Consider the following 18,068-nt stretch of genomic DNA (forward strand, 5'->3'; position numbering starts at 1 on the left):
GGGGCGACGCTGCCGCATGACCGGCCCTGCCAGCGGCAATCCCCCGGCCCACATTGACGCTTGGACCCAATCTGCCTAGAGAAAGCCTGCTAGAGAAGGCCTGCGCCACGAATCCCGGGATGAAGATGCAGAACGATTGCCCTGTTTCCGCTTTTGTCCCCATGCCCGCCGCGTGCCCTGCCGGGGTATTGGCCGGGTGCGGGACCGCAGGTTCCGTCTCATCCTCCTTCTGGCTCCGCCGCGCTGCGCCTTGCCATCCCGTATCCAAGCCATCCCGTATCCAAGGAACCCGCATATGACCGCGCCGGAACAGACTTATGACGTTGGAATTCTGGGCTGGTGGTATGGCAAGAATTACGGCTCCATCCTGACCTATTACGGGCTGAACCGCGCCATCGAGACGCTGGGGTTCAGGGCGCTCATGGTGCATGAGGCTCTGGGCTACAATGGCTATCGCGTGCTCTGGCCCGATGACATCCTATCGATGGAATTCGCCCGCCGCGCCGGGTATCATTACACCAGTCAGGTGCATTTCTCGGAATTGCCTGCGCTCAATGCCCGGGCGCGCACCTTCATTGTCGGCTCCGACCAGCTGTGGAACCCGGTGATCGGCCGGGTGAATGACGATCTCTTCCTTGATTTCGTCAGCCCCGAAAACCGCCGTGTCGCCTATGCCACCTCGTTCGGCAATCGCGGCACCGCGAAGTTCAAGCCCGATTTCGTGGCCAAACACAGCGCCAACCTGCAGCAGTTCAACGCCATCTCGGTGCGCGAGGGCTATGCCGTCGATACTGCGCGCGATATTTTCGGCGTGGTGGCAACCCAGGTGGTGGACCCGGTGTTCCTGCTGCCCACCAGCGCCTATGACGCACTGGCCGACATGGCGAGTGTCGAGCTGTCGGGCGATTACCTGGCGGTGTTCTTCCTCGATCCCAATCCCGAAAAGCGTGATGTCGCCGTGGCGCTGGCCGAACGGCTGGGCCTGGCGCGGATCGTGGTCATCCCCAATCCCGATGGAGGCCGGCCGCTGGCGGAAGAGCTGTTCGCGGATCCGCGCTTCGAGATCCTTGACGAGGACGCGCCCGAGAACTTCCTGCATGCCTACCGGGCGGCCAGCTATGTGGTGACCGACAGTTTCCACGGCACCGCCTTTGCCACGATCTTCGGCAAGCCCTTCTCGTCGATCTACAACACCCATCGCGGGGTGGACCGTTTCAAGAACCTGCTGAACTGGCTGGGCTTCGGCGAGAGCCGCCGCCTGCTGGAAACCGATACGGCCGAGACGCTCGCCGCCAATCCGAACCTCAGCCTGACGCTGGATTATACCAAGACGAATGCGCGCATCGCCGAGGGGCGCACGCGCTCGCTGGCCTGGCTGCAGGCCGCGCTGACGACAGAGCGGGGCACCACTGCGGCGCTGCCCGCCACCGACGGCGCCCCGCAGAGACCGGGATCCAAGCCCCCTGCCCCCTTCACCGCCGGCAATGCGGCCTGGCAGGTCTCCGCCCGGGGCGCGGGGCAGGATCTGAAGGTTGCGCCCGATGGTGCGGTGCGCGGCAATCAGGTCTGGTGCGATCTGCCGCCGCAGCCCGCGCCCGGCAGCGCCTGCCGGCTGACCCTGGACTGGACCGTGCGCAGCACCGCCCCGGCCCTGAACCTGCATCTGCGCAACCCGCAGACCGGTGCCTTCCATGTCATCGGCAAGGTGGCGGTAGAGGGCCGGGTGAATGTGGTGCGGCGCGATACGGTCGATTTCATCATGCCGCCGGGCGGGTTCAGCCAGTTCATGCTGGGGGCGGTGCATTTCTCCGGCCCGGGCGGCGGCGCCTGGATCACCGGCCTTGCGCTGGACGAGATCAGCCCGGCCGAGATGCAGAAGGCCCCGGCCAAGCCCAAACCGCCCACCCATGCCGAGCTGGCGCGGAAACTGGCGCTGGACGACCATGACCGTTTCGTCAAGGCACATGCCGAGGCCGGCCGGTCGCTCACCAGCGCGCGGGCCCGGATCATGTTCCATGCCCATGCCATCGAGAAGGGCCTGAGCCGTCTGGATTTCCGCGGCGGCTTCGGCAAGATCTCGGTTCCGGCGCTGGCACGCGAGATGGGGGCCTGGCTGCAGGCCGGGCGCGATCCGCAGGATGCCTATTTCCGCACCGCCGCCGCCGTGATGCAGGCCTATTTCGAGCGTCACCGCCAGATTGATGTCGATGTTTCGGCCTTCCGCGCGCTGTTCGCAGCACCCGTGCTGGCGCAGATCGAGGCCGCCGGGACGGCCGAGGGCGGCGTGCTCGCCGCCGCCGCCGACCGCGAGCCGGTGCCGGAGGTGAATGCCGACAACCGCTTCCTCGATGTGGTCTATGGCCGCCGCAGCATCCGCGATTTCACCGCCGATCCGGTGTCGGACGAGGATCTGCGCCGGGCCGTGCAACTGGCCATGCAGGCACCTTCGGTCTGCAACCGTCAGGCCGGGCGGGTGCATGTCTTTTCGGACCCGCTCCGCATCCAGGCCGCCATCGACATTCAGGGCGGTTTCGGCGGCTACAACACCCCGCCGCGCCTGCTGCTGGTCACTGCCGATCTGAACGCCTTCCTCTTTGCCTCGGAACGCAATCAGGCCTTTGTCGATGGCGGGCTGTTCATGATGGGGCTGCTGCTGGGGCTGCAGCATGTGGGTCTGGGCGGCTGCCCGCTCAACACCGCGATGAATACCCAGCGCGAGGCGGCGCTGCGGGAGCTGCTGGACATTCCGGAAAGCGAAGTCTTCATCTCCTTCGTGGCGGCAGGCCATTACGATCCGGCGATCCTGACGCCGCGGTCGCGCCGCGTCGGCGTGGAGCAGGTGATGCGCCACCATGACCAGCCCGCCACCGATGCCGTTCCGGCCTTCCGCCAGGACGAGGCGGTGAAGTGACGCAAGACCGCCAGCCCGCGCCCTTCCACGCGCTGCAACCTGCGATCTGGCCCGAGGTCGGCATCTCCACGGAAACCGCGCCCTATCTGGGGCTGACGGGGCCCTGTGCCACCTCGCTGGACCATGGCGGGGTGATCTTCGCGCCGGGCGGGGCGGTCATGGTGGATGGGTATTTCAACCTGTTCAACCTGAGCAAATGGCGCGACTGCTGTGGTGAGATGCCACTGTCGCTGCAATTGCGCGGGCGCGGGCGGTTCCAGCTGACGGTCTGGCTGGCCAGCCGCGAACGCTCGTGGGAGCGCATCCATTGCGAGCCGGTGAGCATCGAGGGCGATCTTGTGCTGCCGCTTGATCTGTCGGCAGCGACCCTGCCACGCATGCTGCTGTTCTTCGAGCTGGTCGCGCTGAGCGAGGGGGCGCTGGAGGATTTCGCCTGGGGCACGCCGATGCCGCCGCGCCAGACCCCCGATCTGATGCTGTCGGTCACCACCTTCCGGCGCGAAGCCGAGGTGGCCGATACCGTGGCGCGCTTCCGCCGCTTCCGCGCCACCTCGCCCCTGCGCGACCATCTGCGCATGCTGGTGGTGGACAATGGCCAGTCGGTGACGATTGCGCCGGGCGACGGCGTCAGCCTCCTGCCCAATGCCAATCTGGGCGGCGCAGGCGGCTTTTCGCGGGGCCTGCTGGAGGCGCGCGCCACCGGGGCCAGCCATTGCCTGTTCATGGATGACGATGCCTCGGTGCATATGGGGGCCTTCACCCGCACCTGGATGCTGCTGGCCTATGCCACCGATCCGCGCGTGGCGGTGGCGGGGGCGATGATCAATGCCGATTACCGCTGGCAGATCTGGGAAAACGGCGCGGTCTTTGACGGCGGCTGCCGGCCCCTGTTCCATGGCACCGACCTGCGCAACCGGGTTTCGGTCTTCGAGATGGAATTCGACACCACCGGCCCGGCCCCTGCGGGCCATTATGCCGGCTGGTGGTTCTTTGCCTTTCCGGTGGACCGGGCAGAGCACATGCCCTTCCCCTTTTTCGTGCGCGGCGATGATGTCAGCTTCTCGCTGGCCAATGAGTTCCGCTGCGTGACGCTGCCTGGCGTGGCCTCGTTTCAGGAAAGCTTCACCGACAAGGCGGCCCCGCTGACCTGGTATCTCGACCTGCGCAGCCATCTGGCGCATCACCTGAGCCTGCCCGCCAAGCAGATCGGCTGGCGACGGCTGATGCGGATGGTGGCGAGCTTCTATCTGCGCACCGTGCTGCGCTTCCATTACGACAGCCTGTCGGCGGTCAACCTCGCAATGGAAGACGCGCAGCGCGGACCGGCCTTCTTTGCCGAACATGCCGATATGGCGACCCGGCGGCAGGATCTGAAGGCGCTGACCGTGACCGAGGCCTGGCAGACGCTTGACCCGCGCGCGCCGCGGCCCGGGATCCGCCATGGCCGGTTGTCGCGCTGGCAGCGAGCGGTGCTGCTGCTGACGCTGAACGGTCATCTGCTGCCCTTTGCCAACCGCTTCGGCAGCGATCTGGTGATCGAGGCCGCCCATCGCGAGAACCACCGCGAGGTCTATGGCGCGCGGCAGATCACCTATCTGAACGCGCCCCGCACCGCCACCTATACGGTCAGGCGCGACCGCCGCCGCTTCTGGGCGGAAAGCCTGCGCCTGATGAAGAACTGCCTTGCGCTGCGCCGCAATCAGGCCCGGTTGCAGGCCGAATGGCAGGGCAGCTATGCCGACATGACCTCGGAACGCTTCTGGCAGGACAAGCTGGGGATCGCCGACGAAAGGCGTGATGCCGCCCAATGACAGCCGCCCCCTCCGACCCGAAGGAAAGTCAGAACCGCATGTCCTCTGCAGAGAAACAGCTTGTCATCCACATCGGTGATCCGAAAACCGGCACCTCGTCGATCCAGCGGGCCCTGCAGAACGACCTGATCACCAGCCGGAACGGCAAGGTTTCGGGCTTCATCAGCGGCAGGAGCAGCGCCAATGCCGTGACCGTGGCGCGCGGCTTCCACGGCCGTGATCCCGAGCGGGTCCGGGCTGCCATGAAACAGCTGGCACCCTGGATCGCCACGGCCCAGGCAGAGTTTCTGGTCCTGTCTTCGGAGTTCTTCATCGACGCGACACCCGGGGTCCTGAAGCGGGCCTTTCTGCGGCGGCACCCGAGCCTGGCCGCGGATATGCAGGTCATGGCCTACGCCCGCCCGCATGTCGGGCGCACCCTGTCTGCCTATGCCGAACGGGTTAAATGCGGCTATACGCTCAGAAGCTTTTCCGACTGGCTGCCCCATTTCATCGCAGATGGATCGCTGAACTATTCCACCCGGTTCCAGAAATGGCGCGAGGCCTTTGGCGATGGCTTTATCCTGCGACCCTTCCTGCGCGAGGAGTTGCGGAATGGCGATGCGGTCGCCGATTTCTTCAGCATCGTCACCGGAGACCCGGAGGTTGCCGTTGGCAATCTGCCACATGAAAATCAGACGCTGAGCCTGCGGGCGCTGGCGGGGTTGCGTGCCTTCAACCGTTACATGAACGAGGCCGGCATCCAGGGACGGCAGCGTATCCCGCTGTCGCGCAGCATCGCCCGGGCCGTGACGCCGCACCCGCTCGACAGCAAGCCGGAGCTCGATCAGGACAGTCTCACCCTGATCGCCCGGACTTGCGCCGCCGACGCTCAGGCACTGGACGCAGCCTATTTCGGGCGCCCGGTCTTTGCCCCGGCGCTGGAGCAGATGACCACTCGGGCGGCAGGCAAACCGCTCGATCTGGCGCTGGATGCCTATTTCAGCCCGGCAGAACAGGCAGAGATGATGCAGCATGCCAGTGCCGTTCTGGGACTGCTGGGCGCGGACTGGGGCCGTTGGCACGAATACTATGCCAACACGCGCGCACAGCTGAATCTGGGCCTGCCCGTGAACGCCAAAGGCGGAGGCCAGATCCAGGCGCATCTGAGCGATCTGGGGCGGCTGTTCAGCCTGCCTGTCTGAGCGTCGCTCGCGCGGTCAGGCCTGCCCGTGATATTGGCATGCAAATCTTCCTGAAGCGCGCGGCTTCCATGTGATCTTGGTGAACGCACGCTACACCAAGAATGAGCCGGGGCGCAAATCCGGCATAATGTTTCATGCTGCGCTTCCTTCCTGATGCTTGTGTCTGCTTCATAGAGACCACGATGTACAATCAGCTCAAAGCGCAGCACCTCCACGAACGTCAGCGTTGAGAATGGGGCGCAAGCCGAATACCCCATCTGCTAGGGGCGTTGCGCAATTGCAGCCTAGGGCGTGACCTCCCTTTTCCCGCCGGTTTCAGAACACGCGAACGATTTCGGCAGTGCTGATCGCTGAAAAGCGGCTCATCAGTGCGACGCGGATCTGGATTTCGGCGGTTTGGTGGTGGGAGTCTCTTGCGCTGATGCGCTCACCGAAGGCGTTGAGGCACAGCACTATGCCTCGATCCGGCTCTTGCATGGTATCCTGTTCAGTGCTTCCAGAACGCCCCTTGGTCGCCGAAGGATTAGCTGGACGTCAGGTGTGAGAAGTCTATCATCTCATCCGTGCTCAGGAAGGTCTGGCGGCGCAGCACCTCGTCGCGGCTCATCCAATCGCGGAATCTTTCGGCAACCACCCCACGCGGCGGAGCGTTCCTGCGATGCATGGCCGAAAACTCCATCACGGCCAGAAGGCGAAGGGCCAGAAATTTTTCCTTGCGACTGTCCATTGCCATGTCTTGGCGCGCACCCTGTGGCGATGATGGCGCAGGAAGCCAGTCGCAGCCCGGCCCGTCGCCGTCTGTCTCGTTGCTGACAAGATACCTGCGCGCGATCAAAAGACGCACCGCTCCCCCCAGTTTCCTGTGTCCTGCGGCATGGGCCTGCAGCATTTGCGCCACTTGCTGGCGCAGCGCAACGGGCCGCTCCGGCTCTGGCATCGACAGGGTGTCGCGCAGGCGGATCGCGCCACCACTGGCGGTTGCCACAAAAGGCAGCAACCGGGTGGCTAGCGGACGATACCCCGAGGCAAAGCGCCCCGATGCGTCAAACGCCGGGCGCCGCAAGGTCTCGGACCGCAGATCCGCCATCAGGGTCAGATCGCCCTCCTCGTCGCGCACCACCAGTGGAAAGTGCCGCGCAATCTGATAAAGCTCGGTCAGCACGACCGGACAGGCGCGCAGATGGTGCAGGCGATCATCAAAGGCCCGGTCCGGCCAGGAGGCCAATGCGCCATCCGACAGCGGATCGGCCCCGGTCACGCCGGGAAATACCTCGAACCATTTCACGCCGCAGTTCCTTCTGCTGCCGCGATCAGGCGGCCCATCGTGTAAAGCGACATCCGCTGCGCAGCCAGAAAGCGCGCGGTCAGGGGCCAGTGTTCATACGGAATATCTTCGAAGATCAGGGCGTCGTCAGGGAAGGGCAGCACGACGAAAAAGTCGGGCAGATCGTATTTCGCAACGATTTCATCCGGCAGAACAACGGGTTCGATCAGGCCGTGGCGAAAGACGGCGGCCGTCAGGCGCAATCGGGTGTCGGCATCTGCCTGAAAGGCCTCCAGCGCCCCGAGCTTCATTTCCGCCCCCGGCAGCAGATTGCCCTGCGGATCGTGAATGTAAGATCCGGCATCCCCCTCCCGCATCGGGGCGGACTGGTCCACCCCGATCTCCGTGCCGCGTGCTGTGTCCCGAAACCGAAAGGGGAAGGCCTGCAGCAACAGCGGCAGCGCCAGCCGACTTTGCGCCCGAGCGCCCGGAATTTCCGCCTTTGCGTCCAGCCCCCGCAGCACGACAAGCTCCGGGTCGCCATGCAGATCGCGCCGCCAGATCACTGGATAACGTTCGGCAAGTGGCAGCGCTTCGGACAGGCTGATTGGCACAATGCGTTCATAAAGTGCGGGCCGATAAGAAAACGGATCATAAATCCGCAGCGCCGCGCGCGTCGCCGTGTCCCAACTTTCATAGGCCATGTACATGCTTGTAACTCACCTGCAGTTGTGATCCCTGAACCTGTACATTTTGGGAAGATGCATGAAGGTCTCTTCTGTAATTCATAAATCTCGCGGTAGCTATGTGCGAATCTGGGGGCAAAGCATATTCAGTGCCGTGCTTGCACTCAGCCCGTTCCTCTACATGATGCAGGTGACAGAGCGCGTTTATTCCAGCCGGAGCTGGGAAACGCTGGGATTCATCACGGTGCTGACTGTCTTTTTGATGATCGTCTGGGCGGTTCTCGATCATTTTCGTGCCAGTGCCTTGTTTGCCGTCGGGCATAGAATTGACCATGAGTTGCGCGAAGGAGTGTTTGACGCGGTGCATCGCGGCAACAAGCCGGAGGCATTCCGCGCCTATGGCGACATCACAACGGTGCAGCAAGGCTTGACGGGGCCTCTGATCGAGGCGGCGATGGATGCCTCGCTCTCGCCGATCTACATCGTCATCCTGTTCCTGCTGCATCCCGCTTTCGGCTTCATCGCGATCGGCTATATCTTGCTGCTCGCCGTGCTGAGCAGCCGGTCCAAGTCCATCTGGCAGCGGGTCCGCGCGGAATCGCGCGAACATGAGGACCGGGCCTTTTCCTTCGGCCTGGCAACGGCGACACGGCGCGAGACGATCCGCGCGATGAACATCCTGCCGGGCGTGCGGCGCGAATGGTCGGGTCTGGAAAACAAGGCCTCAGGCATCCTGCTCCGGGGGCAGACCACGGCCAACAGGATCGACAGCGTCATCAGCCTGCTGCAACAGGGCCAGATGGTCATCCTGATCGGGGCGGGTGCAGTGCTTTATCTGCTGGATGCGGCCTCGGTGAATGCCGGCATGGCCGCCTTCATCGTGATGATGCGCGGAGTAAACCCTGTGGTCTCGGTGGCGCGCAACTGGTCCATGATCAACGATGTGCGCAGCGCCATACAGCGGCTCGACATCGTGCTGGCCGATGTGCCCGCCGATGCCACGACCCTGCTGCCCGAGATGCAGGGCCAGGTGTCATGCGACAATCTGGTGGTCATGGGAACGGACGGAAAACCCGTGCTGTCCGGCATCCGCTTCGATGTTCCGGCGGGCTCTGTCGTCGGCATTGTCGGGCCTAGCGGGGCGGGCAAATCGACGCTGCTGCGCATGTTGTCGGGCGCGGGGCGTCCGTCATCGGGTAGCGTGAAGATCGACGGTTTTCCCCTGCATCAATGGCCCGAGGCGCAGCGCGGCCCGGACATCGGCTATTTGCCGCAATCGGTGGATCTACTGCCCGGCACTATCATGCAGAATGTCACGCGCTTTGGCCCGGTGACCGACGCGCAGGCTATCGCGGCCTCCGAGGCATTGCGCCTTGCCGGGGCGCTCGACATCGTTCAGGCCCGTGGGCGCGGTCTGGACTTCCGCCTGCAAGAGGACGGGGCGCCGCTGTCGGGCGGGCAACGTCAGCGCATCGGGCTGGCGCGCGCACTCTATGGCCAGCCGAAGGTGCTGGTACTGGACGAACCGAACTCGGCGCTGGATGCGGCAGGCGAAAAGACCCTGCTGGAAAGCATTACTGCCGTCAGCCAGCGGGGGACCACGGTGTTCTTCAGCACCCACAAGGTCAACATGCTGGGGATCTGCGACTACATCCTGGTGATCATGGATGGTTACATGCATTCGTTCAGCACACGGGAAGACATGCTGCGCCGCCTGACCGTGGCCGGAAACCCGCTGCTTTCCAATGGCCGTGCCGATCACCCCAACGGCGAGGCCCGGGTATGAACGTCGTAAACCTGCCAAGCGCCGCCCCAACCAGCCGCCCGTCCGCAGCCACAGGACCGTTGCACCCGCATCCGTCCACCGCACCACAGACTACGATCGAAACCTGCGACCGGCAGTTGCAGCGCTCGCTCCGGGCCTCAGCCATCACGATCCTGCTCTGTTTCGGGTTGGTAGGGGGCTGGCTTGCCGTCGCCCGGCTCGACAGCGCCGTCGTCACCAGTGGCGTTCTGGAAAATGCCAATACCACCCGACAGATACAGCATCTTGAGGGTGGAATCGTGCGCGAGATTTTTGTGCGCAGCGGTGATCAGGTGAAAGCGGGCGATCTACTGCTGAGGCTTGATCCAACGGAAAGCGCCGCCACCGCAGAGCTGTTCGATACACAGATCCTCGGCAGCCGGGCCCGGCAGGAACGGCTGGAGGCCGAACTGCGCATGGCGGATACGCTGACATTCAGCCCCGCCCTCGTCGCGCAGCTTGCGGCTGATCCAGCGATCGCCCGCGTTGCAGAAAACGAAATCCAGCGATTCGACATCCAGCGCAGTGAACTGCTTCAGGCGCGTAACCTGCTGCAGACCAATATCGCGCAGGCCGAAGAAGAGATCCGTGCCAACACCGTGCGCCGCAGCATCGCTGAACGTGAGACAGTGCTTGTGAAAGCCGATCTTGCCGATCAGAAAAGCCTGCTAGAACGGGGGCTGACCAGTCAGACGCGTGTGACCCAACTGGAACAGGCCAGCCTGACGCTGGAAGAAAAGATCGCTCAGGCGGATATCGAAATTGCCCGCATCCGGCAGTCGATCATCGGGTTCCGTCTGCAGATGACCCAGCTGGAACAGGAATATCGCAGCCGTGCCGCCGAGAATCTAGAACAGGTTTCCACCGAGATTCGCTCGCTGGAACGCGATGCCATCATCGCGACGGATTCGCTGAACCGGGTCGAAATCCGTTCACCGGTCGATGGCACGGTGCAGGAAAGTATTCTGGGCACCATTGGGGCAATTGTGCGCGGCGGCGACACGATCATGAAAATCGCCCCGGCCGAGGCAGATTACATCATCGTCACGCGCGTTTCGCCCAATGATATTGACGGTCTGCTGCCGGGATCGGACGCGCTCATTACCTTTCCTGCCTTCCAGCTGCTGAGCCTGCCCCCCGCCGAGGGCGAGTTGCTGACCCTGTCGCGCGACCGCGTTGTCGATCCTGTCACCCGTACCGATTATTACGAGGCGCGGGTCCGGCTGGACGAGGCCACCTTGCCGGATGAACCGCGCGAACGGCTTGTCGCCGGGATGTCAGCGACGACCATCCTGCCGACAGGCAAGCGCACCGCGCTCAACTATCTGGTCGGCCCTATGCTGCGCCGGTTCCAGTCCGCGATGCGTGAGGAATGAACCTGTCCGACCTGCCCACAGAACTCCCCGAGAGAACATGATGTATGAAAAGCTGGAACTCTCACCCCAGGTCTTCTGACGCTGCGCTATGCTAAGCCCGCAGCGGACGAGGCAAATGCGGTGGTCCGGGCGATTGGGCATCTCGCTGCGCAGCACCAACAGCTCAGGGTCGCCATGATCGTCCGCTCGCCTTCGGTCAGGTGCGAGTTTTCCGAAAGGCAAACCGGCACGATGCGCTCGTGGAGGGCAGGACGGTAGGCGAATGGGTCATAAATCCGCAATGCAGCGCCCGTCGCCTCCTCCCAGCGATCAAATGTGCTGTACATGCTTGTTTCCGGCTTCCAACTGTGGTCCCTGACCCCGAATTGACTCAGGAACGCTTATGATGACGGTTTCCCCTGTATTCCAGAACGCCCGCGGCAGCTATGTGCGGATCTGCGTGCACAGCATCTTCATTGCCTTGCTGGCGCTGAGCCCGTTCCTTTACCTGATACAGGTGACCCAGCGTGTCTATACCAGCCACAACTGGGAGACGCTGGGATTCATCACCGCCCCGATCGGTTTTCTGATGCTGGTCTTGGGGATAACCGCGAGAGCGGTGCCAGAGGGCCAAACCCATGTATGAAACAGTAAAACTGCAGCCGGGTCTCCTGACACTGACCTTCGTCGCCCCGGCCGAGGGAAGTGCCGATGCGCTGATCCGCCCAGTGGTGATGCCAGCCTCGCGTCAGGCGCTCAGCCTGATGTTCGAGGCGGGAAATGTCGCCGGGGCGCTGACCTCGCCAGGCGAATTCTGCGTGATCCGCTGCGGTCGCCCTGCAGTGCTGGGCATCGAGATCAGCGCGCGTCAGACCGGAGCAATGCCGCGCGGCGGGATCGAACTGAACTACCTGTCGCGCCGCGGCCCCGACCCGGCACCGGACGAAACCACCGGGGCAGATTACATCCTGCATCTCGCAGGCCATGGCGATCGCCCGGCAAGCTTCGGCAGCTGGACCGGCGGCGACACACCCGACCAGGCCATCGCTGGGCTGATGATCCGGGCACGCACCGGTCGACCGCGCATCGTCGCTCAGGATCCCGCTACCGGGCAGATCGCCCAACCCGGCGATTTTCTGGGCAGCCGGGGCGGCTTCAGGCCGTTTTCCGAGTTGCAGCTGTGGATCGACGAACCTGACGGGCGCTACCGGTTGGGCGTCGAGGCCGAATTCGCCGAAGCCGGGCGGGTGAGCGCCTCGGGCACGATGGTCAGCCTGCACGGCATGAGCACCGGCGACAGGCTACTGCGTCTGAGGATGGTGCTAGAGCAGATGTCGGCTGACAGCGAAAAGCGCGCAACCGCACGTCGCAACGACCGCATCCGAATCTTCCGCAAAGGTTGAACTCTTGCAGGCCGAAACAGGAGAGGCTGATGACCTCCCGATCCTCGACTACATCTTTGAACTCGGCTCAACTATTCAGCGCAAGCATATAATTTTTGCTTCTTTGAAAGAAAAGAGCCTCTTAGAGCAACTCAGGCCTTCTTGATCTTGTTACCAACGGCTGCTAGCAAGAGAATATTGTTTGTGAATCCTCTTCACAGTGTTTTTGGCTGAGTTCAGTCATCCAGGACGAGTATTCCAACGCAATCATTTGTGGAGATAACGCCCATGTCCTCATCCGAATACAGTTCACTTGAAGACGTCGGGGAAGGCCTCGACGATCTTGGGTTGAATGAAGCGCAGATCAACAGCATCCTCAGCAAGCTGCCGGATGACGAAGATCTCACTGTCTCAATCGTAGGCCCAGGCGAAGAGCCGGATCCAGATGCCGACCTTATCGTGCGGCAGACCGGCAGTGGCATGGTCGTGATTCGCGTCCCGGGATACCAAGACAAAACTGTGATTGGGTCGTCGGAAGGCGACAGCATCGTCGGTGGTGGCGGTGAAGACACCCTGATCGGAGGCGAAGGCAAGGATCTGATTGCAGGCGGCGAGGGTGATGACACTGCCTTGGGCGGTGGTGGCAACGACAAGCTTGCAGGCGGTCAAGGCAACGACAAGCTTGCAGGCGGTGATGGCAAAGACACTCTCATAGGCGGTGATGGCAAAGACACTCTCATGGGCGGTCAAGGCGATGACATGCTCTATGGCGGGGTTGGCAGCGACATGCTCTATGGCGGTAGCGGTAGCGACACGCTCTATGGCGGTAGCGGTAGCGACACGTTGAATGGCGGTAGTGGCCATGACACGCTCTTCGGCGACGGCGGCAACGACAAGCTTGCAGGCGATGAGGGTGACGATACGCTTGGTGGCGGTGATGGCAACGACAAGCTTGCAGGCGGTGATGGCAACGACAAGCTTGCAGGCGGTGATGGCAAAGACAAGCTTGCAGGCGGTGATGGCAAAGACACTCTCATGGGCGGTCAAGGCGATGACATGCTCTATGGCGGGGTTGGCAGCGACATGCTCTATGGCGGTAGCGGTAGCGACACGCTCAATGGCGGTAGCGGTAGCGATACGTTGAATGGCGGTAGTGGCCATGACACGCTCTTCGGCGACGGCGGCAACGACAAGCTTGCAGGCAATGAGGGTGACGATACGCTTGATGGCGGTGGGGGCAAAGACACTCTCATGGGCGGTCAAGGCGATGACATGCTCTATGGCGGCGCTGGCAGCGACACGCTCAACGGCGGCGACGGCAGCGACTTGCTCTATGGCCGCAGCGGCAACGACACGTTCAGTGCAGGAGCAGGCGATACCGTTTATGGGGGCGCGGACGATGATACTGTCACGCTCAATGCCAACTTCGACGATGTCAGCATCCAGACGGTCGGCGCAAAGACGCTTATCACCTTCTCGGATGGTAGCTTCGTCACGGTGTCCGGCGTTGAACATCTCAACTTCAACGACGACAAAGACATCGATCTGTGAACCTGATCTTTCAGCCGCCCGAGATATTCGGGCGGCTGTTCTCTGAGCGCCGACCTGACGCCGCATGAGCAAGACGTCTGGACAACTGAGTCCTTTCCAAACCGTAGATCGGCTGGTGGCCCTTCAGACAGCGCTGCACGATTCTGCAGCGTCTTCGGCTTTTATCGAGAGGGCCATGCTTCTGCAAAGCCTCGGCTATGTCGGACTGGCGCGGATCGATGCGCGCCATGCCCACCGGCTTGATCCATCGAGCCCTGATGCTATGGTGCTGTTTTGCAGTCTGGGCGCAGCGCGAGATGACCCCTCGGACACCCATGATATCGCGACAGCTCTACTGAACAGCCCCTTCGCCAGCTCAGCAGAGCGGCGACTGGCGCTGGTCGCGCTTGACCCCAAGCGAATGCCACTGCTGCTGCACCAAAACTTGGCCCTGAACGTGCGGCTGACTCTGCTGCAGCGGCAGGGTGACAGCATTGCGCTGGAAGGCATCGGACCGGACGACCGGGTCGAGGCACTGGGTCAAGCTGGCCGCCACGGGATCGTTGCACTGGATTGCCATGTCGCACGCCCTGCCACCGGATCACGTCACCTGACCGTTCTGTCCGACGGCGGCACCGCGCAGCTGATCAACATCGACGCTCCGGCGTCACCGCAGCCACTGCCCGCCCCCAAGGGCCGTGCTCGTGCACGACTATGGATAGTCATACCTCTGAAGGATGGCGGCACGATACTGGCGCGTTGCCTACAGTCGGTTCTGGACAATCTTCACCGACTGCGCGGTGCGCGGCTCATACTGGTCGACGACGGATCTGAGCTGCCCGAGACACAACGGCTTCTGGCCGATTGCGCCCAACACCCGGGCGTCAGTGTAACCCGGACACCGGAAACCCTTGGCTTTACCGGCGCAGTCAATCATGGACTGCGACAGATTGGCTCTGGCCCGGTCCTGTTGCTGAATTCCGATACTTGGTTGCCGCGGCAAACCCTGCCCCGCCTGCTGGCCCATCTGCGTGCGCCCGAAGTGGGAACCGTCACGCCGCTATCAAACAATGCTGGTTCGGTCTGCCTATTGGGACCAGGGAAAGCCGCGCTCATGCCGGATCCAGCGATCTGCGATCGTCTTGCCGCGGCGGCTTCCCGGCACAACCGCGGCCTCACCATCGATCTGCCCAGCGGTAACGGCTTTGCCATGCTGATCTCCGAGCCTTGTCTGCGCGCCATCGGTCCACTGTCGGGCCTTTATGACAGCGGATATTACGAAGAGGTCGATTTCTGCCTGCGCGCCACTTTGCGCGGCTGGCGGCATGTTGCGGCGACGGATTGCTTCGTCGGCCATGCCGGTTCGGTTACTTATGGTGGCGAAAAGCACCGGCTGGCTACCGCGAACTACCGTCGGCTGGTGCAGCGTTTTCCCGAGTATCCGGCGCTTTACAAACGCTTCGCGGCACTCGATCCGCTGGCCGCGCCAAGGGCACGGTTGCTGACAGCCACTGCTGCAGATTGGACGCCCGAGGCCCGGACGGACACGCCCCCACATCCCGGCAACGGGCGGATGACCCTCCCCCTCCCCCCCCAAGGGCCACTGGTCCTACCTTTGCAGGGCGAGGTGCCGAGCACACTGCGACGCCACCGATTCCGCTTGCTGCGGCTCGCGCCGACCAAGGTACTCCATGCCTGCGGGCTGAGGCTGGAGCCGGGGCATGACCTCATAGCAGAATACGATGCGGCGACGGGACTACTTCTGATTCGCCTCGGCCCGACGGGAAAACCACTGGCCGATTTTGCCTGCACCGGCGCCTCGGCCTCTGATTTAGCGGATCTCGAGACGACGCTTCTCGAAATCCTGGCCAGAAGAGCCGAAGCAGGAGGGAAACATGCCGTTCCTGTCTGACCTTACCTTTACCGAACCCGGCCTGTTGCGGGGCCATGTCCTACTGGACAGCCAACCGGACCGGCAATGGCATGTCGGGCTCTTCGTGAATGGTCGGCTACTGGGCGCCACACCGGCCGATCTGCCCGTCGATCTGGACTGCAACCCCGGCTGGATCGGTGAGCACGGTTTTCGCTTCAGCCTCAATCCAAGGGCACTACAAGATGTAGATGTGCTGCGGGTCGAAGTACTCAACGCGGGTCACATCATTTTCGAACACGAATTCCTGAACCTACGCAAAACCACCAGCCCGGTCATTCGGGGGCCGGGATCTTTGCGTCACGCGCGCGGACTAATGCTCAGCGGAACGGTTGAGAACGGCGTCACCGACCTGCCCTCCTACGAGATCCTCGCCATGGAGGGCGACCGGATCGTCGGGCGCTGCCGGGTCAACCGCTGGGAGCACATCGGCAACCCGCAAGATCCACTGGGCCGTGCCGCCGCGTTCGACCTACATCTTGATTCCGATCTGGCCGACGGGCAGATGCATCGGCTGCATGTTGAAACCTCGACTGGTATCGTGCTGGAGGGCAGCCCGGTCGATGTGATCGCCTGGCCGAACCGTCTGCGTGCGGGGCTGATCGCCGCCGCTTCTGGCAACACACCTGCCCATGCCCGCCGGGCCGAGGCCATGCTCGACCGACTTCTGGGGCTGGGTATGCCGCTATCGGCCTATACCGCCCTTTATCCCGAGCTGGCTGCCCCCCCTCGCCCGCCAGCGGCGGATGGCCGGATCGGCGAGGACGGCACTTGGTTCCGTCTGGGTGGCACCGGCTGGGTTCTATGCTGCCATACGGCGGTGCACCCCCTACCCAGCTTCGCCGCACGACTGGCCGACGCCCTACCAACAATGCACGGGGCCAAGGCGGTGTTTTGCGATCTGGCGCTGCGACAAACGGATGGTATGCTCTGGCCGCTGCTGATGCCCGCATTCGACACCGAGCGGTTGCTGGAACAAGGTCATGCTGCACTGTGCTTCGCCCTACCTGAAGCTGCCCTGTCTAAAACAGTGCTGCCCGAAGTGGAGCCGCCCTCGCTAGTGGCGCTGCTGCTGGATCATCTGGCACCTAGAGGCGGCATGCCGGACATGACTGGCTTGTGGCACCTGCCTCATCCTGGCGGATGGGCCGAAGAGGCGGCGTTGGCAACGACCTGCGTGTCGCGCACCCAAGCGCTGAATACAGCACTGCGCCAGCCCGGGCGCCTGCCTGCTGACAGCAGGATCATCACAACCCCGCCGCGCGCAGGCGCGTTGTTTCCCACACTGCATCTTCACCGGCCAGTGGAAGACCGCGCCGTCAGCGTGATCGTACCGACCCGCAACCAAGGGCCAATGCTGAAAGCCGCTGTCACCGGCCTGATCGCCGCTAATCCGGGATTCGATCTGGACGTGATCGTGGTCGATAATGGCTCGAACGAAGCCGAGAGCCTTGAGGTGTTGAACGAGCTCGAGGATGGCGGCGCGCGCATCCTCGAATTCGGCGAGGGGTTCAACTTTTCGCTGATCAACAATCTGGCCTGCGACCATGCCCGCCATGCGCAGCTTTGCTTCATGAACAACGACGTAGCCTTTCCTTGGCCCGGAGTTCTGGACGAGTTGTGCAGTCGGCTGGCCGACCCCGGTGTCGGGGCGACGGGACCGCTGATGCTGCGCGCCTCCGACATCATCCAGCATGGCGGCGTAGTTCTGGGTCCCTGGCACGGCGCCGTCCATGCCTTCGAGGACAGGATGCTGGGGGATCCAGGCTATGGCGAGCTGCTTTGCGCCGCATCGGAACCTGCGGCGGTGACCGGCGCCTTCCTGCTGACGCGGCGGGCACTGTTCGAGGGGCTTGGTGGATTTGACACCACGCGCTTCTCGGTGAATTTCAATGATGTTGATTACTGCCTGCGGCTGCGGCAGGCCGGCTACAGGATCGTGCTATCGCCGCATGCACGAATCCGCCACTTCGAATCTGTCAGCCGCGGGCGCGAGAAGGGTAACCCAGCTGGGCTGCGCCTGCAGCGCGAACTGGCGTGCCTGCGCGATATCTGGCGCGAGACGGTGCTGAACGACCCGCAATATCACCCGCTGTTCGCCCCAGATGCCTTGCCCTATCGTGCACTGTCTCTGGAGCACCGCGACCCCGCGCCGCGCCGCGCCTGGTGCTGGCAGCCCGCTAAGCTGCCCCACTGGGCTTAATCTTTTTT

At 63.3% G+C, this 18,068-nt stretch carries 12 protein-coding genes and 1 pseudogene; 10 read left to right on the forward strand and 3 right to left on the reverse strand.

Features of this window, described 5'->3' with window-relative positions; genetic code table 11:
• The first annotated feature begins 295 nt into the window (after nt 1-295).
• Genes KM031_RS21375 through KM031_RS21385 form a run of 3 tightly spaced genes read left to right on the forward strand, consistent with a single transcriptional unit; the run spans nt 296 to nt 5,906 of the window.
• The gene (locus KM031_RS21375; protein ID WP_215507267.1) at nt 296-2,911 is read left to right on the forward strand and encodes a polysaccharide pyruvyl transferase family protein; all 2,616 of its coding nucleotides are present in this window, start codon (nt 296-298) and stop codon (nt 2,909-2,911) included.
• Nucleotides 2,908-4,722, forward strand: a complete 1,815-nt coding sequence (locus tag KM031_RS21380) for a glycosyltransferase family protein (protein ID WP_215507269.1) — start codon at nt 2,908-2,910, stop codon at nt 4,720-4,722. The genes KM031_RS21375 and KM031_RS21380 overlap by 4 nt, the downstream gene beginning before the upstream one ends.
• A gap of 38 nt (nt 4,723-4,760) precedes the next feature.
• Nucleotides 4,761-5,906 (forward strand): nitroreductase, encoded by a 1,146-nt coding sequence (locus KM031_RS21385; protein WP_260692226.1) that lies wholly within the window; start codon nt 4,761-4,763, stop codon nt 5,904-5,906.
• Between the two features lie 315 nt (nt 5,907-6,221).
• Here KM031_RS21385 and KM031_RS21390 read toward each other — a convergent pair.
• The 3 genes and pseudogenes from KM031_RS21390 to KM031_RS21400 form a co-directional block, all read right to left on the reverse strand.
• Nucleotides 6,222-6,353 (reverse strand): annotated as a pseudogene (locus KM031_RS21390) (IS5/IS1182 family transposase); the annotation flags it as partial.
• Nucleotides 6,354-6,429: 76 nt separating this feature from the next.
• A complete protein-coding gene (locus tag KM031_RS21395) occupies nt 6,430-7,191 on the reverse strand; it encodes a SapC family protein (RefSeq protein WP_215507273.1) in 762 nt (253 codons plus the stop codon).
• Complete coding sequence (locus KM031_RS21400) at nt 7,188-7,874, reverse strand: SapC family protein (RefSeq protein ID WP_215507275.1); 687 nt, start codon at nt 7,872-7,874, stop codon at nt 7,188-7,190. Before KM031_RS21400 ends, KM031_RS21395 begins: the two co-directional genes overlap by 4 nt.
• A gap of 136 nt (nt 7,875-8,010) precedes the next feature.
• Between KM031_RS21400 and KM031_RS21405 the strand changes: the two genes are divergently transcribed.
• The 7 genes from KM031_RS21405 (at nt 8,011) to KM031_RS21435 (ending at nt 18,060) form a co-directional block, all read left to right on the forward strand.
• Complete coding sequence (locus KM031_RS21405; RefSeq protein WP_215507277.1) at nt 8,011-9,642, forward strand: type I secretion system permease/ATPase; 1,632 nt, start codon at nt 8,011-8,013, stop codon at nt 9,640-9,642.
• Nucleotides 9,639-11,036, forward strand: a complete 1,398-nt coding sequence (locus tag KM031_RS21410; RefSeq protein ID WP_215507278.1) for an HlyD family type I secretion periplasmic adaptor subunit — start codon at nt 9,639-9,641, stop codon at nt 11,034-11,036. The genes KM031_RS21405 and KM031_RS21410 overlap by 4 nt, the downstream gene beginning before the upstream one ends.
• Nucleotides 11,037-11,418: 382 nt before the next feature.
• Complete coding sequence (locus KM031_RS21415) at nt 11,419-11,661, forward strand: hypothetical protein (RefSeq protein ID WP_215507280.1); 243 nt, start codon at nt 11,419-11,421, stop codon at nt 11,659-11,661.
• Nucleotides 11,654-12,418, forward strand: coding sequence for a hypothetical protein (locus KM031_RS21420; protein ID WP_215507282.1), 765 nt, complete (start codon nt 11,654-11,656; stop codon nt 12,416-12,418). The genes KM031_RS21415 and KM031_RS21420 overlap by 8 nt, the downstream gene beginning before the upstream one ends.
• A gap of 267 nt (nt 12,419-12,685) precedes the next feature.
• Nucleotides 12,686-13,948 carry a calcium-binding protein gene (locus KM031_RS21425; RefSeq protein WP_215507284.1) on the forward strand — a complete coding sequence of 421 codons (1,263 nt, stop codon included), beginning with the start codon at nt 12,686-12,688 and terminating at the stop codon, nt 13,946-13,948.
• A gap of 64 nt (nt 13,949-14,012) precedes the next feature.
• Nucleotides 14,013-15,839, forward strand: a complete 1,827-nt coding sequence (locus KM031_RS21430; protein WP_215507286.1) for a glycosyltransferase family 2 protein — start codon at nt 14,013-14,015, stop codon at nt 15,837-15,839.
• The gene (locus tag KM031_RS21435) at nt 15,823-18,060 is read left to right on the forward strand and encodes a glycosyltransferase family 2 protein (RefSeq protein WP_215507287.1); all 2,238 of its coding nucleotides are present in this window, start codon (nt 15,823-15,825) and stop codon (nt 18,058-18,060) included. The genes KM031_RS21430 and KM031_RS21435 overlap by 17 nt, the downstream gene beginning before the upstream one ends.
• The last annotated feature ends 8 nt before the right edge of the window (nt 18,061-18,068 follow it).

It is taken from the genome of Gemmobacter fulvus, assembly GCF_018798885.1.
Lineage (GTDB): Bacteria > Pseudomonadota > Alphaproteobacteria > Rhodobacterales > Rhodobacteraceae > Gemmobacter > Gemmobacter fulvus.

Coding starts and splice junctions, on each gene's coding strand:
- KM031_RS21415 (WP_215507280.1), top strand. CDS start 11,419: ATGATGACGGTTTCCCCTGTATTCCAGAACGCCCGCGGCAGCTATGTG.
- KM031_RS21410 (WP_215507278.1), top strand. CDS start 9,639: ATGAACGTCGTAAACCTGCCAAGCGCCGCCCCAACCAGCCGCCCGTCC.
- KM031_RS21425 (WP_215507284.1), top strand. CDS start 12,686: ATGTCCTCATCCGAATACAGTTCACTTGAAGACGTCGGGGAAGGCCTC.
- KM031_RS21385 (WP_260692226.1), top strand. CDS start 4,761: ATGTCCTCTGCAGAGAAACAGCTTGTCATCCACATCGGTGATCCGAAA.
- KM031_RS21435 (WP_215507287.1), top strand. CDS start 15,823: ATGCCGTTCCTGTCTGACCTTACCTTTACCGAACCCGGCCTGTTGCGG.
- KM031_RS21400 (WP_215507275.1), bottom strand. CDS start 7,874: ATGGCCTATGAAAGTTGGGACACGGCGACGCGCGCGGCGCTGCGGATT.
- KM031_RS21420 (WP_215507282.1), top strand. CDS start 11,654: ATGTATGAAACAGTAAAACTGCAGCCGGGTCTCCTGACACTGACCTTC.
- KM031_RS21375 (WP_215507267.1), top strand. CDS start 296: ATGACCGCGCCGGAACAGACTTATGACGTTGGAATTCTGGGCTGGTGG.
- KM031_RS21430 (WP_215507286.1), top strand. CDS start 14,013: ATGAGCAAGACGTCTGGACAACTGAGTCCTTTCCAAACCGTAGATCGG.